Annotated in this window: 15 protein-coding genes and 1 pseudogene; 10 read left to right on the forward strand and 6 right to left on the reverse strand. The window is 70.4% G+C overall.

Annotated elements, in window-relative coordinates; all coding sequences use genetic code 11:
* Positions 1-209: 209 nt before the first annotated feature.
* Positions 210-1,094, reverse strand: coding sequence for an MSCRAMM family protein (locus KGQ19_RS53020; protein ID WP_438801890.1), 885 nt, complete (start codon positions 1,092-1,094; stop codon positions 210-212).
* An 18-nt stretch (positions 1,095-1,112) separates the two neighbouring features.
* Positions 1,113-2,648 (reverse strand): annotated as a pseudogene (locus KGQ19_RS53025) (MFS transporter); the annotation flags it as partial.
* A gap of 474 nt (positions 2,649-3,122) precedes the next feature.
* Here KGQ19_RS53025 and KGQ19_RS32565 point away from each other — a divergent pair.
* Both KGQ19_RS32565 and KGQ19_RS32570 read left to right on the forward strand, forming a co-directional pair.
* Positions 3,123-6,569, forward strand: a complete 3,447-nt coding sequence (locus tag KGQ19_RS32565; RefSeq protein WP_307856577.1) for a phosphodiester glycosidase family protein — start codon at positions 3,123-3,125, stop codon at positions 6,567-6,569.
* Positions 6,570-6,607: 38 nt separating this feature from the next.
* Positions 6,608-8,239 (forward strand): glycoside hydrolase family 10-like protein, encoded by a 1,632-nt coding sequence (locus tag KGQ19_RS32570; RefSeq protein ID WP_212016405.1) that lies wholly within the window; start codon positions 6,608-6,610, stop codon positions 8,237-8,239.
* Positions 8,240-8,328: 89 nt separating this feature from the next.
* On the opposite strand, the gene orn is transcribed toward KGQ19_RS32570, so the two are convergent.
* Positions 8,329-8,889: an oligoribonuclease gene (orn, locus tag KGQ19_RS32575; protein WP_212016406.1), complete on the reverse strand. Its 561-nt coding sequence runs from the start codon at positions 8,887-8,889 to the stop codon at positions 8,329-8,331.
* A 61-nt stretch (positions 8,890-8,950) separates the two neighbouring features.
* Here orn and KGQ19_RS32580 point away from each other — a divergent pair, with 61 nt between their 5' ends.
* Positions 8,951-9,292 carry a metallopeptidase family protein gene (locus tag KGQ19_RS32580; RefSeq protein ID WP_212016407.1) on the forward strand — a complete coding sequence of 114 codons (342 nt, stop codon included), beginning with the start codon at positions 8,951-8,953 and terminating at the stop codon, positions 9,290-9,292.
* A gap of 17 nt (positions 9,293-9,309) precedes the next feature.
* Here KGQ19_RS32580 and KGQ19_RS32585 read toward each other — a convergent pair whose 3' ends face one another.
* Positions 9,310-10,449 carry a serine hydrolase domain-containing protein gene (locus KGQ19_RS32585; protein WP_212016408.1) on the reverse strand — a complete coding sequence of 380 codons (1,140 nt, stop codon included), beginning with the start codon at positions 10,447-10,449 and terminating at the stop codon, positions 9,310-9,312.
* Between the two features lie 129 nt (positions 10,450-10,578).
* Between KGQ19_RS32585 and KGQ19_RS32590 the strand changes: the two genes are divergently transcribed.
* From KGQ19_RS32590 to KGQ19_RS32610, 5 genes are all read left to right on the forward strand, one after another.
* Positions 10,579-11,373 carry a TIGR03084 family metal-binding protein gene (locus KGQ19_RS32590; protein ID WP_212016409.1) on the forward strand — a complete coding sequence of 265 codons (795 nt, stop codon included), beginning with the start codon at positions 10,579-10,581 and terminating at the stop codon, positions 11,371-11,373.
* The gene (locus KGQ19_RS32595) at positions 11,370-13,145 is read left to right on the forward strand and encodes an acyclic terpene utilization AtuA family protein (protein WP_212016410.1); all 1,776 of its coding nucleotides are present in this window, start codon (positions 11,370-11,372) and stop codon (positions 13,143-13,145) included. The genes KGQ19_RS32590 and KGQ19_RS32595 overlap by 4 nt, the downstream gene beginning before the upstream one ends.
* Positions 13,142-14,305 carry an acyl-CoA dehydrogenase family protein gene (locus tag KGQ19_RS32600; protein ID WP_212016411.1) on the forward strand — a complete coding sequence of 388 codons (1,164 nt, stop codon included), beginning with the start codon at positions 13,142-13,144 and terminating at the stop codon, positions 14,303-14,305. The genes KGQ19_RS32595 and KGQ19_RS32600 overlap by 4 nt, the downstream gene beginning before the upstream one ends.
* Positions 14,306-14,361: 56 nt before the next feature.
* Complete coding sequence (locus KGQ19_RS32605; protein ID WP_307856579.1) at positions 14,362-15,144, forward strand: enoyl-CoA hydratase family protein; 783 nt, start codon at positions 14,362-14,364, stop codon at positions 15,142-15,144.
* 94 nt (positions 15,145-15,238) lie between these two features.
* Positions 15,239-15,844 (forward strand): TetR/AcrR family transcriptional regulator, encoded by a 606-nt coding sequence (locus tag KGQ19_RS32610; protein WP_212016413.1) that lies wholly within the window; start codon positions 15,239-15,241, stop codon positions 15,842-15,844.
* 52 nt (positions 15,845-15,896) lie between these two features.
* Here the strand turns inward: KGQ19_RS32610 and KGQ19_RS32615 are convergent, their stop codons facing one another.
* Positions 15,897-17,042, reverse strand: a complete 1,146-nt coding sequence (locus KGQ19_RS32615) for an FAD-dependent oxidoreductase (protein WP_212016414.1) — start codon at positions 17,040-17,042, stop codon at positions 15,897-15,899.
* Positions 17,043-17,119: 77 nt separating this feature from the next.
* Here KGQ19_RS32615 and KGQ19_RS32620 point away from each other — a divergent pair, with 77 nt between their 5' ends.
* Positions 17,120-17,809 (forward strand): TetR/AcrR family transcriptional regulator, encoded by a 690-nt coding sequence (locus KGQ19_RS32620; RefSeq protein WP_438801889.1) that lies wholly within the window; start codon positions 17,120-17,122, stop codon positions 17,807-17,809.
* 16 nt (positions 17,810-17,825) lie between these two features.
* Here KGQ19_RS32620 and KGQ19_RS32625 read toward each other — a convergent pair whose 3' ends face one another.
* Positions 17,826-18,962, reverse strand: coding sequence for a serine hydrolase domain-containing protein (locus tag KGQ19_RS32625; RefSeq protein WP_212016416.1), 1,137 nt, complete (start codon positions 18,960-18,962; stop codon positions 17,826-17,828).
* A gap of 202 nt (positions 18,963-19,164) precedes the next feature.
* On the opposite strand from KGQ19_RS32625, the gene KGQ19_RS32630 reads away from it, so the two are divergent.
* On the forward strand, positions 19,165-20,247 hold the full coding sequence (locus KGQ19_RS32630) for a hypothetical protein (RefSeq protein WP_212016418.1): 1,083 nt from the start codon (positions 19,165-19,167) through the stop codon (positions 20,245-20,247).
* Positions 20,248-20,280 lie beyond the last annotated feature (33 nt).

Consider the following 20,280-nt stretch of genomic DNA (forward strand, 5'->3'; position numbering starts at 1 on the left):
CCACGCAGCCCCCACGTAGAGCCGAGATCCCCGCGAAGGCCGCCAGCGCCCGCCCGCTCACGCCAAATCATCACCAAGGCAAACGTTGCCTGATACGGCACTGGCACTAGTCTGCGGGACGGCCGCCCGAACCGCCCCGCAGACCGACTTCCGTGGCTCGTGCCCGCCTACTCCGCCACTCTGCCACTCCGCCTACTCCGCCACTCCGCCTACTCCGGAAACCCGAGCTGCACGTCATACCGGCTGTCCCGCCGCCCGTCCACCTGCACCGCGCTGGCCACCGGCGGGTACCCGCTGGCGATCAGCGTGTACTCGCCGGCGTCCAAGTCGGCGAACGCGAACGAGCCCTCCGGGTCGCTGTCGGCGGTGGCCACCACGTTCCCGGCGCCGTCCATCAGCATCACGCGGGCGTCGGCCAGCGGGGAGTCCGTGGACCAGGCCCGGACGGTGCCGATCAGGCGCACTGCCGGGTGTAGTTCCACCTCGGCGCGGGTGGTGCCGTGGCTGTCGATGGCGATGGCCTGCGCGCCGGGCCGGTGTCCGACGGCGTTCACCGCCAGGGTGAGCGCGCCGACCGGCAGGTCGCGGAAGGTGTGCGTGCCGTCCTCGCCGGTGCGCCGGCTGGTGAGGAGGTTGCCGCCGGTGTCGGTGAGCATCAGGGTGGCCCCGCCGAGGCGGCTGCCGTCGGTGGAGCGGACCGTGACCGACAGCCGGCCGCGCTCGGCCAGCAGGATGTCGTGGCTGACGCCGCGGTCCCGGACGGTGATGGTCGATGCCTCCGGCTCGCGGCCGTCGGTGGCGACGATCAGCACGTAGGTGCCGGTGCGCGGGACGCCGAGCTGGTAGCCGCCGTCGGCGCCGCTGCGGGCCCGGCCCACCTGCCGCCCCTGTGGGGACACCGCGGTGATCACGGCCATCGCCATCGGCGCGCCGTCGCGGTCCCGGACCCGGCCGCGGATCAGGATGCCGTCGCCGTTGAACGGCGGGGGAGTGTGGGTCTGGTGGCCGATGGGAGCGCGGTCGAATGCGCCGTTGGCCCGGTCCGGTCTCGGTTCCGGCTCGGCGGCGGGGATGGCATCGTGCAAGGGGAGCACGAACTCCTTCGGTTCGGCGTCGGCGACCGCGTCGGCGGCCGCTTCCTGGAAGACGGATTCGGTGCCGACCGGGGCGGCGGTCGCCGCGGCGAACGGTTGGCCGACCCGGAAGCTGATGAGGGCGAACGAGACCACCGCGGCGGCCAGCAGCAGGCAGGCCGCCCACCAGAACGCGGTGATGTAGCCGTGCACCATCGCCTGGGTCTGCGCGGTGGCGGCCTGCTGTGCCGAGGCGCCCGCGACGGCGTGCTCGGCGGCGTAGGTGTGGGTGGCGCTCAGTGCCATGGTGCTGAGCAGTGCGGTGCCTACCGCGCCGCCGACCTGCTGCGAGGTGTTGACCATCGCCGAGGCGACGCCGGCGTCGCGCGGGCTGACGCCGCCGGTGGCCACGTTCATCGCGGGCATGAACGCGCAGCCCATGCCCAGCCCCAGCGCGATCGTGCCGGGCAGCACCCAGTTCCGGTAGTCGCTGTCCGGGGTGATCCGGGTCAGGGCCAGCATGCCGGCCGAGCCGAGCAGGAAACCGGGCGGCATCAGGTAGCGCGGCCGCACCCGGGTCATCAGCCGGGCGCTGATCTGGGTCGCGCCGATCAGCATGCCGGCGACCATCGGCAGGAACGCCGCACCGCTGCGCACCGGCGACATCCCGCGCACGATCTGCAAGTAGTAGGTCAGGAACAGGAACGCGCCGAACATGCCGATGATCGCCAGCGCCAGCGACAGGTACGCACCGCCCCGGTCCCGGTTCCAGACCACGCGCAGCGGAAGCAGCGGGGCCTTGGAGATCGCCTCGACGATGACGAACAGCACCAGCGCGACCCCGGCGGCGGCCAGCAGGCCGATGGTCACCCGGGAGCTCCAGCCGTCGGACTCGGCCCGGGACAGGCCGTAGACCAGGCTGGCCAGCCCGCCGGTGACCAGGAAGATGCCGAGGAAGTCCAGCCGGCCGTGGTCGCGGTGCCGGTCCGGTTCGCGCACCGTGATCACCGAGCCGGTGAACGCGATGACGGCGATGAAGACGTTCACGAACATCGTCCAGCGCCAGCTGAGGTACTGGGTCAGCAGCCCGCCGAGCATCAGCCCGACCGCGGCCCCGCTGCCGGAGATGGAACCCCAGATGCCGAAGGCTTTGGCGCGCTCGGCGGGCTTGGTGAACATCACGGTCACCAGCGACAGCGCGGACGGCGCGAGCATCGCGCCGAAACAGCCCTGGAGCGCGCGGGCGCCGAGCAGCATCCCGAGGTTGGCCGAGGCCCCGCCGAGCGCCGAGGCCAGCGCGAAACCGACCACGCCGACCTGGAACGTCCGCCGGCGCCCGAGCCGGTCGGCCAGCCGGCCCCCGAACAACAGCAGCGCGCCGAACGGCAGCGCGTACGCGGTGACCACCCACTGCCGGTCCGCGTCGGAGAAGCCCAGATCGTGCTGGGCCGAGGGCAGCGCGATGTTCACCACGGTGCCGTCGAGCACCACCATCAGCTGGGCGAGGCCGACGAAGGCCAGCGCCTTCCAGCGCCGCGGGTCCACTGCCGGCGCGGCGGGATTGGTTAAGGACATGGGGGATTACACCTAACAGGCAACATGTACCGGAAATGTCTGGGATAGCCAGAAGAAGGAGGGAAGCGAGCCAGGCTCAGCGGCTTATTCGCGCATTGCGGTGCAGCCGGTGCGGGGCGCGAATCTGAAACGCGTACATCCGCACCACCTTCCCCAATACGAAACGGCTCCGTACCACAATAGAGGCCGACGCCCGTATTTACGAACTCTGAGATGAACGCCTTGTTTGCGACCGGATGCGGTGGGCTGCGCACGAGTGCCCGACACCCCGAGACGACGGATCCCCGTCACCTCGCCGTTGGATTTACGTGGATTCTGCGCCTTGAATCTTGGCTAAGCTCGCGTAGAATCCACAAAATACCAAGCGGTGCCTCGGGGTGCCGGCCAGGGGAGGGCATGGTGTCGACGCAGTCGACTCGAAGGAGTCCACGGGGATCAGGACGGGGCAGGGCCGCAGCGGCGCTCGTTCTCGCCGTGGCGAGCTGTGCCGCCGTGGCGGCGCCCGCGCACTCGGCGCCGCCGCCGGCCAAGGCCGGGAACAGCGGCGGCGCGTCAGCGTCCTGGCTTCCCAAGACACCGGACCAGTGGCCGTTGGTGGTCGATGAGACGGTCTCGCCGAAGGTGACGCTGACCCGCGGGGTGCAGCAGTACTCTGATCAGCTCCAGACCGTCGGCGGCGCGCAGCGCGCACAGGTGATGGACGTCAACCTGGCCGACCCCAACGTGCGGTTGGGTGTTGTGGAGTCCCATGACCATCTCACCGACCCGGTCGACGAGGTCCCGTCCTCGATGGCGCACCGGACCGGCGCGGTGGCCGGGGTCAACGGCGACTTCTTCGAGATCTACGGCAGCGGGCGGCCGCTGGGCATGGTCGTCATCGACGGCCGACTGGTGAAGAGCCCTGATCCGAGCTGGAACGCCGACCTGTGGGTCCGGCACGACGGCACCATCGGCATCGGCACCGAGACCTACACCGGCACCCTGACCGACGGCGCCGCGAGCACCGCGATCACCTCGGTCAACGCCGTGAACTCGTTGTCCGGCAACGCCGTCGTGCGCGTCACCCCCGACCTGGGCACCCCCTCGCCGATCCCGGCCTCGACCGTCGTCGCCGGCCACCTGGACGGGACCACGCTGGTCGTGGACTCCGTCACCGCCGGCGTGACCTCGCTGCCGCAGCTGGCCAAGGGCACCGAGGACCTGGTCGGGTCCGGGACCCAGGCGCAGTGGTTGTCGCAGAGTATTCACACCGGCGACCGGGTCGCGGTCAGTGAGAAGATCGGCCCCGACCCCGACGTCGTCCAGGGCCTGTCCGGCGGCGCGATCCTGGTGCAGAACGGCCAGCGCGCCGTGCCGCTCCAGGGGCCCGGGGAGAACAACGTCGACAACCCGGTGACCGCGGTCGGCACCACCAAGGACGGCAAGCACGCCGTCTTCGCCGCGTTCGACGGCCACCAGAGCGAGGACGTCGCGCAGGGCCTGACCCGCCCGCAGATCGCCGGCTGGATGATGCGGCACGGCGCCTACAACGCGATCCTGTTCGACAGCGGCGGCTCCACGCAGATGGTCGGCCGGCTGCCCGGACAGACTCAGGCCTCTGTCCTGAACGTCCCCTCCGACGGCCACGAGCGCCCGGTCGCCAACGGGCTGTTCATCTACAGCACCGAGAAGGCCCCCGCCCCGGCGGTGCGGGCCGTCGTCAACGACAACAAGCCGCTGACCGTGTTGGCCGGGACCAAGGTTCCGCTGTCCGCCTACGGCCTGGACGCCGCCGACAACCCGGCGCGCGACGGGACGGCACTGAAGATCTCGCCACCGAAGATGGCCTCGGTCGACGGCAGCACCCTGACGTTCTCCCGCCCCGGCCACGCGATCCTGCACGCCACCTCCGGGCACGCGCACTCGACTATCCCCGTGACGGTGGTCCCCAGCCTCGGCGCCTTGAAGGTGTCCCCGAGTCAGGTCGACCTCGATAGCGGCGCGACCCAGCTCATCACCGCCTCGGCCACCGCGCCGGACGGCAGCGCAGTCGATCTGCCCGCCTCGGCTGTGAAGTGGAGCGTCGACCAGCCGTCGCTGGGTTCGGTCGCCGCCGACGGGACGTTCACCGCCGCGGCGAACGGCTCCGGCATGGTCACCGTGACCGCGAGCGCCGGCGGCCGGACCGCCACGGTCAGCATCGCGGTGGGCCGCTCGACGACCGACGTCGATCCGCTCACCGACGCCTCGAAGTGGTCGATCACCGACGCGTACATGAACGTCTACCCGCGCAAGGTGCCCAGCCCCGGCTCGCACAGCACGTCCGACGGCTCGATGAGCTTCGACCCGGCGACCAAGGCGCAGCCCGGTGACGCAGGGTCCTTCGACATCCACTACGACTACCCGGACGTCAGCAAGACCTTCGACCTGAGCGTCTACCTGAACGACCCGGACAGCGAGCAGATCCCGCTGCTGAACGGCACCCAGGCGCCGATCGGGATCGGGGTGTGGGTCAAGGGCAACCCCGATCTGGCCTCGCGCCCCGGGGCCGGGCTGGCGCCGGGCATCGTGACGCTGAACGTCGGCATCTGGCAGTCCACGGAGCAGCCGACCAGCTTCTACCCGACCGGCATCACCTTCGACGGCTGGCAGTACGTGGTGGCGCAGCTGCCGCCGGGTTTGCAGTACCCGCTGCGGATCAACTACCTGGGCCTGGTCGTCATCAAGCCCGGCCCGAACCTGAGCGGCGAGGTCCACCTGGCCGATCTGCAGGCGGTGTACTCGCCGCGGCCGCCGGTCCCGCCGACCTACACGGCGATCCCGAAGAACCCGTCGTGGCTGTCGTTCACCGACGTCGACTCGTTCAAGCCCGGCGGCTCGACGATCGCGGCGTTCGACGACGCGCACACCACCGCGGCCAGCCCGACCAACACCGGAACCGTGGCGATGAAGGCGATGCCGGGGCTGCTGGCGAACCTCCCGACGGCCGCGAAGCCGTCGATGGCGCAGGCGCTCGGCGACATGGCCGACGACGGCCAGCTGCCGGATCTGACGAATCTCAAGACCCTGTTCGACGGCCTCGGGGTGCCCTACCGCGACGCGGTCGGCAACCACGAGATCACGCAGGGCGCGACGCCGGAGAACGGCAACTTCGCCAGCGTCTTCGGCGCCACGCACTACGCCTACGACCAGGGCGCGGCGCGGGTCATCGTCACCGACAGCGGCCACATCGGGATCACCGCCTCCGATCCGTATCAGAACGTCGACACAGACGAGTCGCAGTACCTGTGGCTGGCGCAGCAGCTGACGCAGAACACGCAGAAGGTAGCGATCGTCACCACCCACGTCCCGGCCTACGACCCGCATCCCCGGGACGACAGCCAGTTCTCCGACCGGTTCGAGGCCGAGATGTACGAGCGGCTGGTGCAGAAGTACCAGCAGACCCATCCAGGCGTCCACGTGCTGATGCTCTTCGGCCATGCCCGCGGCTGGGCCGAGGACGTCCGGCTGCCGGACGGGACCGAGTCCCCGAACGGCATCCCGAACTTCGTGGTCGCCGACCTCGGCGCGACGCCGTACGCGCCGGTGGACCAGGGCGGCTTCTACAACTACGGGCTCTTCAACGTCCTGCCGGACGGCCGGGTGCAGTTCGCGGTGCAGCCGCTCCTGACCTCGGTCGCGGTCACGGCCCCGACGCCGGCTTTGGCGCGCGGTGCGAAGGAGCAGCTGGCCGCCGTGGGTACGTCGCTGACCGGGACCGACGCGCAGGCGTTGCAGGTGCCGATCGCCGACCCGGTGTCGCGGCACTGGGCCTCCTCCGACCCGCGGGTCGCCTCGGTGGACCCGGGCACCGGCGTGGTGACGGCGCACTGCCCGGGCAGCGTGACGGTGTCCGTGACGGCGGGCGGCGTGACCGGATCCGCTTCCATCACCGTGAAGTAAACGATCACTGTGCAGTAGACGACTAGGCGAGGTAGAAGATGACGAAGGTTCCCAGCCGGCGGGGCTTCCTGGCGGCGTCGGCGGGTGTCACGGCGGCGTTGGCCGGTGGCGGGCTGCTGACCGGCGGTTCGCCGGCTGCGGCGGCCGTTCCGGCTGGGGACCTGAGTCGTCTGCCCGGCTCCTGCTCTAGCGACCCCGACCCCGCGCATCCCAAGCGGCAGCTGCGGGGCGTGTGGATCGCCAGCGTGTCCAACATCGACTGGCCGTCGGCGCCGGGGCTGAGCGCGGCACAGCAGCAGGCCGAGTTGGTCGCGTTGCTGGATGCGGCGGTCCGGATGCGGATGAACGCGGTGTATCTACAGATCCGGCCCGCTGCGGATGCGCTCTATGACTCGCGCTACGAGCCGTGGTCGCAGTACCTGACCGGGACGCAGGGACAGGATCCCGGGTACGACCCGCTGGCCTTCGCCGTGGCCGAGGCCCACAAGCGGAACCTGGAGCTGCACGCGTGGATGAACCCCTATCGCGTGTCCACACAACCGGATCCGAACCAGTTGGTACCCACGCACCCGGCGCGGGTGCACCCGGACTGGTGCGTGGAGTACGGCGGCGAGCTCTACTACAACCCCGGGGTCCCGGCGGTGCTGGACTTCGACGTACAGGTGATCACCGACGTCGCGAGCCGCTACGACATCGACGGCATCCACTTCGACGACTACTTCTATCCCTACCCGGTCGGCACGACGGACTTCCCGGACGACGCGACATTCGCCGCCTACGGTGCCGGCTTCCCCGACAAGGCGACCTGGCGCCGGGCCAACGTCGACAAGCTTGTCAGCACCCTGCAGCGCGAGCTGCGTGCGGTGAAGCCGTGGATGAAGTGGGGGATCAGCCCCTTCGGCATCTGGCGCAACCAGGCCACCGATCCGCTCGGCTCGGCGACCAACGGCCTGCAGTCCTACGACGCGCTGTCCGCCGACACCCGCGGCTGGGTGCAGAAGGGCTGGCTGGACTACGTCGCCCCGCAGCTGTATTGGAACATCGGCTTCCCGCCGGCCGCCTACGACGTCCTGGTCGACTGGTGGTCCAAGGCCGTGGACGGCACCGGCACCCAGCTCCTGATCGGCCAGACCATCTCCAAGATCGGCATCTCCAACCCGCCGGCCTGGCTGGACCCGAACGAGATGCCGAACCACCTGATCCTCGACCGTAAGTACCCTGAGGTGGCCGGTGACATCTACTTCAACATCACGAAACTCCTGACCGACCCCCTCGGCTTCCAGACCCGCCTCATCACCGATCTCTACGAATACCCGGCCCTCGTCCCCGAAATGCCGCGCCATCCCGGCCCCGCGCCGGATCGCACGGCCCTGACCGAGGCCCGACCGAGCGCCGCCGGGACCCGACTCCAGTGGCTGAACCTCCGCCGCCCGCACGGCGTCGAGGCCGCGTACTATGCCGTCTACCGCTTCGACGGCCACCCGCCGCACAGCGCGTGCGACTTCGCGGACGCGAGGAACCTGCTGGGCACGGTCCGCGCCGTATCAGGGCTGTTCAACGGCTGGACCGACGCGAGCGCGGTGGCGAGGAATCAGTACACGTATCACGTGACGGCCGTGGACCGCCTGCATCATGAGAGCGAGGCGAGCAATCCGCAGGTGGTGGGGTAGCGCGGCGCGGAGTTGGTATGTCGATTCGGCATCGCCGATTCGGCATCGCCGATTCGGCATCGCCGATTCGGCATCCCCGGTTCGGTGTCTCAGGTCGCCTGCGGGACGAAGATCGCGCCGCGGTAGTAGCGCAGTTCGGCGATCGAGTCGCGGATGTCACCAAGCGCGCGGTGGTTGCCGGTCCGTCGCGGGGTCCTCGCGTAGGCCTTCGGGTACCAGCGGCGGGCCAGCTCGCCGATCGAGGTGACGTCCACGATGCGGTAGTGCAGGTACTGTTCGAGCTCTGGCATGTCCCGGGCCAGGAAGCGCCGGTCGAAGCCGACCGAGTTCCCGGCCAGCTGCGCGGTTCTGGCCTCCGGCACGTGTTCGCGCACGTAGGCCAGGATCCGCTCCTGCGCCTCGGCCAGCGGGATCCCGTTCGGCAACGCCTCCAGCAGGCCCGAGGTGGTGTGCATCTTCCGCACCACCTCGTCCATCCCGGCCAGCAGGCCCGGCAGCTTCTCGGCCGGCGGCGCGATCACCACCTGGACCCCGTCGCCGAGGACGTTCAGCTCGCCGTCCGTGACCAGCACGGCCACCTCGATCAGGGCCTCCTTGTCCAGGTCGAGCCCGGTCATCTCGCAGTCGATCCACACCAGCCTGTCGCTCATGGCCGCACCCTATTGCAGCGCGGCTTCAGTCCCCCAGGACTTTTGGTGCGACAATGGGCACGTGATCGAGGTCTCGCCCGAGCAGTTCGAGGAACTGGTCGGCCAAGGGCTGGACTCCATCCCGGAGGCGCTGGGACGGCAGATCCGGAACGTCGCGGTGGTCGTCGAGGCCGAGGCTCCGTATCCGGGGCTGCTGGGTCTGTATCAGGGCATTCCGTTGACCGGGCGCGGGGAGTGGTACTCGGGGGTGCTGCCGGACCGGATCACCATCTACCGCAACGAGATCCTGAAGATCTGCCACAGCTACGAGGACGTCGTGCGCGAGGTGCGGGCCACCGTCATCCACGAGGTGGGGCATCACTTCGGCATCGATGACGAGCGGCTGCGCGAACTGGGTTGGTGAGGCGGTCGGCCTGTCGGCTAGCCGCGTGCCGCGTACGTCCAGAAAGCCTTCTGCACCGGGGTCGCCGCCGGATCCGGCATGGCGGTCGTGGACAGCAGGATCGCGACGGTGTCGGTGGCCGGGATGACGTGCGCGGTCATACCGGTGCCGCCGGTCCAGCCGTAGCGGCCGACGACGTTCCACGGCTCGGTCTCGGCGACGTCCACCGCGCCGCCGGAGCCCCAGCCCTGGCCGTCCAGGAACCGGGTCGCGGCCGCGCGCTGCTCGGCGGTGAGGTGGTCGGTGAGGATCATCTGGAGCGACCGCGGTGACAGCCGGTCGGACCGGCCGGGCAGCAGCGTGCGGGCGAAGGCGTGGTAGTCCTCGATCGTGCCGACCAGGCCGCCGGCGCCGGACGGGAACGCCGGCACGCTGCTCCACTGCCCGGAGGGCGGGTCGGCCAGGACCATGCCGTCGGGGCCGGGGCGGTAGTAGGGAGTGAAGCGGTCGAGCTGGTCGGGCCGGGCCGCGAAGCCGGTGTCGGTCATGCCCAACGGGTCGAAGACGCGCTCGGCCATCAGGTCCGGGAGCGTCATGCCGGTGGCGCGGGCCATCAGCACGCCGAGCAGGTCGCTGGACGTGTTGTACAGCCAGCGCTCGCCGGGCTGGTAGAGCAGCGGCACCCCGCTGAGGTCCTTCACCCACTGGTCCGGTGCCGGGATCAGCTGCGGCTGGAGGCCGTACTGCTGCCAGCCCCGCACGAACAGCGCGCCGACGGCCGGCCAGGTGAAGTCGTCCGGGAAGCCCCAGCCGGCGCGCGATGTGAGCAGGTCCGCGACGGTGATCGGGCGGTTCGCCGGGACCAGGTCGTCCAGCGGTCCGTCAGGGGTGCGCACGACCATCGGGCCGGCCAGTTCCGGCAGCCACCGGCTGATCGGGTCGTCCTGGCCGATGAGCCCTTCCTCGACCAGCTGCATGGCCAGCGCGGCGGTGACCGCTTTCGTCAGCGAGGCGATGCGGAACAGGGTGTCGCGAGCCATCGGCTTCGATCCGCCCAGCTCGGTCGTGCCGGCCGTCGCCAGCTCGACGTCATCGCCGCGCGCCACCAGGGCCACGACCCCGGGTGTCTCGCCACTGTCAACCGCGGACTGGAGCAGGTGGTGCAGGTCGTTTGCCACGCAAGCCACGGTACGCGCCGCGCCGTCGCGCTGCCCGGCGAAGGAATCAAGCGTGCAAGATTGATTTTTTCTATCCGGGCTGCGAGGCTCGCTGCAGGACGCAGCAGCGAACGCCCACCGGGAGGCGCCATGGCAGTGCTCGACGACCTGCTCGAAGACCTGGCCGCGGAGAGCGCAGTGCTCGACGCCCTGGTCACGCCGCTGGATCCGGATGCCTGGCGCGCCCAGACCCCGGCGCCGGGCTGGACGATCGGGCACCAGATCGCGCACCTGGCCTGGACCGACCGGGTCGCCGGGCTCGCCGCCCGGGACCCGGCCGAGTTCAACGCGATGCTGACCCGGGCCCTCCAGGAAGGCGGCGCCGGGTTCGTCGATCAGGAGGCTGAGCGCGGCGCGCGGCTGGCGCCGGCCGAGTTGCTGGCGGCCTGGCGCGCCGACCGGCACGAGCTGGTGACCGCCCTCGCGGCGGTTCCCCCCGGTCAGAAGCTGCCCTGGTTCGGCCCGCCGATGGGCGCCGCGACCATGGCCACCGCGCGCCTCATGGAGACCTGGGCCCACGGCCAGGACGTCGCCGACGCCCTCGACGTGAAACGCGAGCCGACCGCGCGGCTGCGCAACGTCGCCCACCTCGGCGTCCGCACCCGGGACTTCGCCTTCATCCAGCGCGGCCTGCAACCGCCGACTGCGGAGTTCCGCATCGAGCTCACCGCGCCGGACGGCAGCGTGTGGACCTGGGGTCCGCAGGACGCCGCCGAGCGCGTGACCGGCCCGGCGCTCGACTTCTGCCTGCTCGTGGCCCAGCGTCGGCACCGAGGCGACCTCGCGGTGCGCGCCGACGGCGCCGCCGCGGACGCGTGGCTCGACATCGCGCAGGTGTTCGCCGGCCCGAGCGGGCCCGGCCGGAGCAAGGGGCAGTTCGCATGAGCGGGGTTTCGAACGGGATTTCGGGGCCGGTCGCGGACGGGACTTCGGAGGGTGTTTCGCAGAACCACGACATCCTCCGGATCGGCAACGCCTCCGGCTTCTACGGCGACCGGTTCAGCGCGGTCCGCGAGCTGCTGGAAGGCGGTGAGCTGGACGTCCTCACCGGGGACTACCTCGCCGAGCTGACCATGCTGATCCTCGGCCGCGACCGGATGAAGAACCCTGATGCCGGATACGCCAAGACCTTCCTGCGCCAGATGGAGGACGCGCTCGGGCCGGCCCTGGAGCGCGGCGTCAAGATCGTGACGAACGCCGGCGGGCTGAACCCGGCGGGGCTGGCCGACAAGCTGCGGGAGGTGGCCGCGAAGCTGGGGCTGGCGGCGAAGGTCGCCCACGTCGAGGGCGACAACCTGCTGGCCCGCTCATCAGAGCTCGGATTCGCCGGGGCGCTGACGGCCAACGCCTACCTCGGCGGCTTCGGCATCGCGCGCTGCCTGGAAGCCGGCGCGGACATCGTGGTCACCGGCCGCGTCACCGACGCCTCGCTGGTCGTCGGCCCGGCCGTCGCGCACTTCGGCTGGCAGCACACTGATCACGATCGGCTGGCCGGAGCCGTGGCGGCCGGTCACGTCATCGAATGCGGCGCGCAGGCCACCGGCGGCAACTACGCCTTCTTCGCCGAGATCGCCGACCTGCGCCGCCCCGGCTTCCCGATCGCCGAGGTGCATGCCGACGGGTCCAGCGTCATCACCAAGCACCCCGGGACCGGCGGCGCCGTCAGCGTCGGGACGGTCACCGCGCAGCTGCTGTACGAGATCACCGGCCACCGGTATGCGAACCCTGATGTCACCACGCGGCTGGACACCGTGACGCTGACGCAGGAGGGTCCGGACCGGGTCCGGATCAGCGGCGTCGTCGGCGAAGCGCCGCCGCCGCGGCTCAAGGTGGCGTTGAACCGGCTCGGCGGGTTCCGTAACGAGGTCGAGTTCGTCCTGACCGGACTGGCGATCGAGGCCAAGGCGGACCTGGCCAAGGCGCAGCTGCTCGACGGGCTGACGAGCGCGCCGGAGTCGGTCCAGTGGACGCTGGTCCGTACCGACCGGCCCGACGCCGACACCGAGGAGACCGCCAGCGCCTTGCTGCGCTGCGTCGTCCGGGATCAGAACGCGGATACGATCGGGCGGGCCTTCAGCGGCGCGGCGGTGGAGCTCGCGCTGTCCGGCTACCCCGGCTTCAACATGACGGCGCCTCCCGGCGCGGCTTCGCCCTACGGCGTCTACACCGCCGCCTACGTCGACGCGGCCGAAGTGCCGCACATCGCGGTCCTGCCCGACGGCGAGCGGGTCGACATCGCGCACCCGGACCTCACGCTGGAGCTAGAGCCAGCGCCGAATCCTGTTCTCCCACAAGCACTTCCCACTGAGGAGACCCACCTGGCCCCGCTCGGCCTGGTCTTCGGCGCGCGCAGCGGTGACAAGGGCGGCGATGCGAACGTCGGAGTCTGGGCCCGCAGCGACGAGGCCTGGCGCTGGCTCGCCCACGAACTGACTGTCGAACGGCTCAAGACTCTCCTTCCCGAGACGGTTGAGCTGGCGGTCACACGCCACGTCTTCCCGAACTTGCGCGCCGTCAACTTCGTCGTCGAGGGCATCCTCGGCGCCGGGGTGGCCGCCCAAGCCCGGTTCGATCCGCAGGCCAAGGGGCTCGGCGAATGGCTGCGGTCCCGTACCGCCGAGCTCCCCGTCTCGGTGCTGAAGGGAGCTGAGCGGTGAATCGCCTGTCCAGTCCCGCCTGGTCGACCGAGGAACGCAGAGCTCTGCGGGACACTGTCCGCAGGTTCACCGAGCAGGAGGTGCTGCCGAACCTCGACGCGTGGGAGCGGGCCGGCGAACTGCCGCGCGAGCTGTCCAAGAAGGCCGGTGCGCTGGGCCTGCTCGGCGTCGCCCATCCGGTCCAGGCCGGTGGCGGGGGCGGCGACCTGATCGACGCCATCACGGTCAACGAGGAGATGCACTACGCCGGTGGTTCCGGCGGCTTGTTCGCATCCTTGTTCACCTGCGGCATAGCCGCGCCGCACCTGGTGGCCGCCGACGATCCCGCGCAGATCGAACGCTGGGTCGGGCCGGCGCTGGCCGGGGCGAAGATCGGGGCGCTCGCCGTCACCGAGCCCGGCGGCGGCAGCGATGTGGCGCGTATCCAGACGACGGCGCGGCGCGACGGTGACCACTACGTGGTGAACGGGGCCAAGACCTTCATCACGTCCGGCGTGCGGGCCGACTTCGTGGTGACCACGGTGCGCACCGGCGCTCCGGGCGCCGACGGGATCTCATTGTTGGTGATCGAGAAGGGCACGCCGGGCTTCACCGTCAGTCGGCGGCTGGAGAAGCTGGGATGGCTGTGCTCTGATACCGCCGAACTGGCGTTCCAGGACGTCCGGGTGCCGGTCGAGAACCTGGTCGGTGCCGAGAACAGCGGGTTCTCCCAGCTGGCCGAGCACTTCCTGTCCGAGCGGGTGGCGTTGGCGGCGCAGGCGTACTCGCACGCTCAGCGTTGCCTGGACCTGGCCGTGGAGTGGACCCGGAACCGGGAGACGTTCGGCAAGCCGCTCATCGATCGGCAGTTGGTCCAGAACACGCTGACGGAGATGGCGCGGAAGATCGACGTGTCGCGCACCTACACCCATGCGCTGATCGACCGGTCGGTAGCGGGGGACAAGGACCTGATCGCCGAGGTCTGTTTTGCCAAGAACACGGCGGTCGAGACCGCCGAATGGGTTGCCACGCAAGCACTTCAGCTGTTCGGCGGCCTGGGCTACATGCGGGAATCAGAGGTCGAACGGCACTACCGCGACGTCCGGATCCTGGGCATCGGCGGCGGCGCGACCGAGGTGATGAACGGCTTGGCGGCCCGCGTGCTGGGCTTCCGGTCATGAACACGCTGCCGCTGCCCGAGGGGTATGTCGGCAGTCGTCAAGAAAGGCGGAGCGGCGTGAGCGAGCAGCAGACCCTGGTGCGGTATGAGGCGCAGGCCGGCGTCGCGACCCTGACCCTGGACTCGCCGCGCAATCGCAATGCCCTGTCATCGAGGCTGGTCGCGCAGCTGCACGCCGGGTTGCGGGAGGCCGCGGCGGATCCGGGCGTGCGGGCGGTGGTGCTCGGCCACACCGGCAACACCTTCTGCGCCGGTGCCGACTTGTCCGAGGCGACCGGGGAGCCGGTGGATCCCGAAGGGCCGGTGGCGGGTCGGGCGCGCGCGTTGGCCGGGCTGCTGCGCGCGCTCGTCGAGCTGCCGAAGCCGGTGGTCGCGGCGGTGGACGGGCACGTGCGCGCCGGTGGCATGGGACTGGTCGCGGCCTGCGATCTGGCTGTGGCCGGTCCGGCGGCGACATTCGCGCTGACCGAGGCACGCCTGGGCGTCGCGCCGTCGATCATCTCGCTGACGGTGCTGCCCCGGCTGAGCTCCAGGGCCGCCACGCGCTACTTCTTGACCGGCGAGAAGTTCGACGCCGCGCAGGCCGAGGCGATCGGTCTGATCACGGTGGCGGCGCAGGACGTGCGGGCTGCTGTCGGCGAGCTGGTCGCGGCGCTGCGCCTCGGGTCGCCGCAGGGCCTGGCCGAGTCGAAGAAGCTGGTGACGGCGCCGGTCCTGGCCGCGTTCGACGCCCGTGCCGACGAGCTGGCCACGGCCTCGGCCCGGCTGTTCGCCTCGGAGGAGGCCCGGGAGGGGATGACGGCGTTCTTGCAGAAGCGGCCCCCGAGCTGGGCGGAATGACCCTCCGACAGCGCCCCGACAGCGCCCCGACAGTGCCCCGACGCCGCCCCGGCTTCAGCCATCCACCAGAGCGAACGACAGGCGACCACCCCCGATGCGCGAACCACAGCAGGACCGAAGCCGGGCCACCCGCCGCCGCCTGCTCGGGGCGTGCGTGGACTGCCTGGCCGATGTGGGCTGGAGCGCGACGACCGTGGCGGTGGTCGCCGAGCGCGCCGGCGTCTCGCGCGGGGCCGCCCAGCACCACTTCCCGACCCGCGAGGACCTGATCACCGCCGCGCTTGAGCACATGTTCGACGAGCGGATCGAGTCGGCGCGCGCCGAGCTGGCCGCTCCTGACGTCATCGTCACGACCGAAGCGGTGGTGGCGCGGCTGGTGGAGCACTTCACCGGCACCCTGTTCAAGGCGGCGTTGCAAGTCTGGACGGCTGCCGCGGCGGACGAGGCGCTGCGCGAGCGCGTGGTGCCGCTGGAGCAGAAGTTCGGGCGCGTGGCGCATCGGATGGCGAGCGAGGCGCTGGGCGTCGCCGACGAGGACGAGAGCGTGCACCGCCTGGTGCAGGCGACGCTCGACTTGGCACGGGGGCTCGGCCTCGCGGACGTGTTGACGGACGACTCGGCACGGCGCGCGGAGGTGGTGCGGGCATGGGCGGCGCATCTGGACGCGGTGCTGCGGGAGCGTGCCGGGCAGCCGGGGTGATGCGCCGCCCCGTCGGGTGAATCAGGGTTCGGTCATGGCGGCCCGGCCTATCTCAGGCTTCGTCGCCGCCGGTCATCATGGCGATCCAGCTGTGCGGGGCGTCGGCGCCGAGCATGAGCTCGTAGACGTCTTCCTCCCCGGCTGCCGCGGCGGCGCGCGGGAACATGGCCTGTTCGTATTCCGCCAGCGCGGCCTCGGCGTCGCCGGGGTGAGCGGCGATAGCCCGCCCGAGCTCGGCGCCGTCCAGCATGGCGAGGTTCGCGCCTTCGCCGTTCGGCGCGGCGAGGTGGGCGGCGTCGCCGATCAGCGTCACGCCGGGGGTGCGCGTCCAGCGATGGCCGAGGGGCAGGGTGTGGAGGGGGCGCACCACTGGCGCGGTGTCGCCGGCGCTGAAGAGCGCGGTGAGTTCGGGTGCCCAGCCTTCGAATTCGGCGGCGAGGCGTGCGGATACAGCGGATGTGGTGGATGCGGCTGATGTGGCGGCGGAACCGACATGGGCCAGCCAGTCCTCGGGGGCTTTGAGCTGCACATAAGCGTGCACAGCGCCTCCACCCTCCCGATGCGCGAGGAACCCCTTGCCCGGCGCGAGGGCGAACAGCGATCCGGCGCCGACCGCCTGTGCGGTGGCGGGATGGCGGGTCTCCGCGTCGAACAGGAAGTACTCGATGGACGTGTAGCCGACGTACTGCGGTTCGGCATCGGATAGCAGGGGCCGTATACGCGACCACGCGCCGTCGGCCCCGATCAGCAGGTCCGCGCGGACGTTCGTACCGTCAGCGAAGCGCAGCTCGTGACGGCCATCGCCGAGTGGCCGCGCGCCGCCGACCTTGTGCCCCCACCGCACGACCCCGTCCGGAAGCGAGTCCAACAGCAGCTGCCTCAGCTCGCCACGAGGGACTTCGGGGCGCACGCCGGTCCCGTCGTCGGGCAAGTCGAGCAGAACCGTTCCGGCCCGGTCCACAACCCGGTAGGCCTCGCGCCCCGGCAGCACCAGCTTGCGGAACTCCTCGATCAGCCCGGCCGCTTCGAGCGCGGGCTGGCCGTTCCAGGGGTGGATGTCGAGCAGGCCGCCTTGAGTGCGCGCGGCGGCCGACGCTTCCGCTTCGTAGACGGTGACCGGAATGCCGTTCAGGTGCAGGACGCGGGCCAGGACCAGGCCGCCGAGGCCTGCTCCCACGATGGTGACGGGGCTGCTCATCGATTCCTCCGAGAACTTTGGATCGTCGCTCCAATCATGCTAACACGGGTTTGGAGTGGCGCTCCAAACCTGGCAGAATGGCGGCCATGGCGAACAAGGCCCAGCGGGCACCGCGACGTACCGAGGCCCTGTCCAGGGACGTGATCGTGCAGGCCGCCGTGGCGATCCTCGACGCCGAGGGCGAGGAGGCACTGACCCTCCGGGCGCTCACCGTGCGGCTGGCCACCGGCTACGGGGCGATCTACCACCACGTCGCCGACCGCGATGACCTGCTCGGAGCGGCCGCCGACCACGTGATCGGACGCGTCGTGGCGGACATCGGGGGTGTCGCGGATCCGCGCGAGGCGCTGCGGGCCGTCGCGATGGGGCTGTTCGACGCGATCGCTGCGCACCCGTGGGTCGGGGCGCAGCTCACGCGAGAGCCGTGGCGTCCGGCGCTGCTGGACGTCTACGAGAGCGTGAGCGCGAACCTCCACGCGCTCGACGTCCCGGAACGAGCCGTCCCCGACTCGGCGGGGGCGCTAGTGAACTACATCCTCGGCGTCGCCGGCCAGAACGCGGCCAACGCCCGGGCGCTCGCGGCCAGCAAACTGGATCGGGAGACGTTCCTGGCCAATGTCGCCGCTCGATGGGCGCAACTGGATCCGGTCAGGTACCCGGCCATGCATAAAGCGGGGAGACATCTGCGGGAGCACGACGATCGCGAGCAGTTCCTCGCCGGGATCGACCTCATTCTGGCCGGCATCGCGGCTGTCAATCACACATGACCCGCCGCCGAGGTTGTCAGAGCGCGCAGTACGCGTTGACGAGGGCTTCCTGCGTGTCATTCTGGCCCTTGGTGTCATTCTCGACCCCGTGGAACTCATTGCCCGCGAGGATCACCTGCTGGCTCCCGTCCGCGCTGGAGAACCAATAGCTGCGGTAGCCCAAGACCCCGCCGTCGTGCAACCAGGCGGTCTTGCCGCAGGGCAGTTTCTCCTCGACGATGCCGAGTCCGTAGGAAGCGATGGAGTCGCTGCCGGATTCCGGCACGACGGTTTCCAACTCGGCCATCTGCTGCGCGGGCAGCAACTGGCCGGACATCAGGGCATGGACGAACGTCGACAGGTCGTTGACCGTCGAGACCAGCGCGCCGGCCGCGCCGAACATGTCGATGTTGGAGGCGGTCCCGTCGAATCCGTAGGCGGCGTTGTAGCCGTGCAGGTAGTCACCGGTCAGCTGATTGGTCGTGGGGAACGTCGTGCGGCTCAGACCGAGCGGAGTGATGACGCGGTTGGTGATCTCCGTGGCGGGGCTGTTGCCGGTGACCGCCTGGATCACCATGCCGGCAAGGACGTAGTTGGTGTTGGCGTAGCCCCATGTCGTGCCCGGCGCGGAGGCCGGGGCTCGGGTGGCGAGCGCGTCGGCGACCAGTGCTTGCGGGGTGTAGGCGGCGTTGGGCGCGAGGTTGGCGTAGTACGCGGCCGCGGTCAGATCGCTGAAGTAGTCAGGCAGGCCCGAGGTGTGGTTCAGCAGCTCTCGAAGGGTGATCTTCGAGCCGTCGTAGCCGTTGGAGTCGACCACGCCCGGCAGCCAGTGCTCCACAGTGTCATCCAGGGACAACTTGCCCTCCGCCTCCAGCTGAAGCACGACGGTGGAGGTGAAAGCCTTGGTCAGGCTGCCGATGCGGAATTGCGCGTTCGGATCCGCGGCGGTCTTCGTGGCGGCGTCGCCATAGCCGGCCGACAGGCTCTGCGTGCTGCCCCCGTCGCGGATCAGGGCGATCATTCCGGGATAGCCGTCGGCCACGCCCTGATTGAGCCCCGCCTGCATGATGCTGGCGGAACTCGTGACGTCGGCGCGCGCCGTACCGGCCCCGATGGCCGAGAAGACAGCAACCGCCGCGACGGATGCGGCCGCGGACTTCACAGTGGTTCGCATCAAGATCCCTCTCCTTGCGGGTGGATGAGTGCTCAGTTGTTCGAGCGTTTCGCAGGTTACTGACACGTGCGGAGGACCCCTCCTCGAACCCCGTTGATACGGTGTGGCCAACGCTCACCATGACGACTCGGAGCGCTGAGCACGGCCATGAACTGCGCGGATTCCTATGTTCCGCACATACAGAATTTGTAAAGGGGCGTGGATGCGCGGGAACCGATACGCGGCGATGGCTGCCGTGGTCGCGGTCACAGTCGCGGTCTCAGTCGCCGGAGCCGGATGCTCCAGCAGCGGGTCGATCGGTCCGGACGGGGCGGACGGTCAGGCGGCCTCCCCTTCCGCGGCGCTGATCGAGGAGATGAAGCAGTTCCATGACACCGGGGCGGCCCGCGCGTACGTCGACTTCGGCCAGACCGCGCAGCTGACCGCGCTCTGGAAGGGAACCTCCTCGCCCCCCGCCGACTCCGAGCAGTACCTCTTCCCCTCGCTGCAAGCCCGCGGTCTGGACGCTTACAACGCCGCGGTCCTCAGTTCCCTGACGCCGTTGGTCGGATTCGATCCGAGCCAAGCCGCCCAGGCGATCGACGTCGGCGATCCGCAGCACGCGGTGGGGGTTCTGGAAGGGCACTTCGATCCAGCGGCGATCGGGGCGAAGCTGGCAGCTGCCGGCCTGACGCAGAAGGATCTCGGCGGCGGCCAGACCGAGTGGGACGTGCCGGTCGATTCGGCGGCCCATTACGCGTTGCAGAAGGCCGGCGTCGACGATTCCCTCGATGTGCTGCGGGTCACCACCACGAAGATCATCTACGGGCGCGACAACGCCGACTTGGACGCCGCCCTGGACCCGACGTCCCCGGCACTGTCGGCCGACAAGCTGGACTCGGCGCTCGCCGGCTGCCTGGGCGATCCCACCGCGGCGGTGCTGGAGAACGCCGTCATGATCGGCTCGCCGGGCTACTCTGGACTCGCGGCCGGCGACCGGGTCACCTCCGCCACCGACGCCACCGACGTACTCTGCGTCGCCGCCCCGGATGACACGACCGCGCAGAAGTACGCGACCACGATGACGTCGACGATCCAGACCGGCACCCAGCCGAAGACCGGCCTGCCGTGGTCACGATTCCTGACCGCCCCCAGCGCGACGGTCGTGGGCGGTCCCGAGCACCTGGTGCGGCTGACCGCGAAGCCTGACCCGGCCCACACCGACGCCCTGTTCCAGGCAGTAGACGATCGAACGGTGGGGGCTCTGATGGGCTTGCCGATTCCGGGCGCGAATCTGGGCGACTGATGCTCCCGGCAGTCGGCGGGTTCTGCTTGGATC

It is taken from the genome of Catenulispora pinistramenti (assembly GCF_018274385.1).
GTDB classification, from domain to species: domain Bacteria; phylum Actinomycetota; class Actinomycetes; order Streptomycetales; family Catenulisporaceae; genus Catenulispora; species Catenulispora pinistramenti.

What these genes read in the sequence shown, in the direction of transcription:
- KGQ19_RS32595 (WP_212016410.1), top strand. Translation starts at nt 11,370, where the DNA reads ATGAGCGGGGTTTCGAACGGGATTTCGGGGCCGGTCGCGGACGGGACT.
- KGQ19_RS32620 (WP_438801889.1), top strand. Translation starts at nt 17,120, where the DNA reads ATGGCGGCCATGGCGAACAAGGCCCAGCGGGCACCGCGACGTACCGAG.
- KGQ19_RS32625 (WP_212016416.1), bottom strand. Translation starts at nt 18,962, where the DNA reads ATGCGAACCACTGTGAAGTCCGCGGCCGCATCCGTCGCGGCGGTTGCT.
- KGQ19_RS32570 (WP_212016405.1), top strand. Translation starts at nt 6,608, where the DNA reads ATGACGAAGGTTCCCAGCCGGCGGGGCTTCCTGGCGGCGTCGGCGGGT.
- KGQ19_RS32630 (WP_212016418.1), top strand. Translation starts at nt 19,165, where the DNA reads ATGCGCGGGAACCGATACGCGGCGATGGCTGCCGTGGTCGCGGTCACA.
- KGQ19_RS32590 (WP_212016409.1), top strand. Translation starts at nt 10,579, where the DNA reads ATGGCAGTGCTCGACGACCTGCTCGAAGACCTGGCCGCGGAGAGCGCA.
- KGQ19_RS32610 (WP_212016413.1), top strand. Translation starts at nt 15,239, where the DNA reads ATGCGCGAACCACAGCAGGACCGAAGCCGGGCCACCCGCCGCCGCCTG.
- orn (WP_212016406.1), bottom strand. Translation starts at nt 8,889, where the DNA reads ATGAGCGACAGGCTGGTGTGGATCGACTGCGAGATGACCGGGCTCGAC.
- KGQ19_RS32615 (WP_212016414.1), bottom strand. Translation starts at nt 17,042, where the DNA reads ATGAGCAGCCCCGTCACCATCGTGGGAGCAGGCCTCGGCGGCCTGGTC.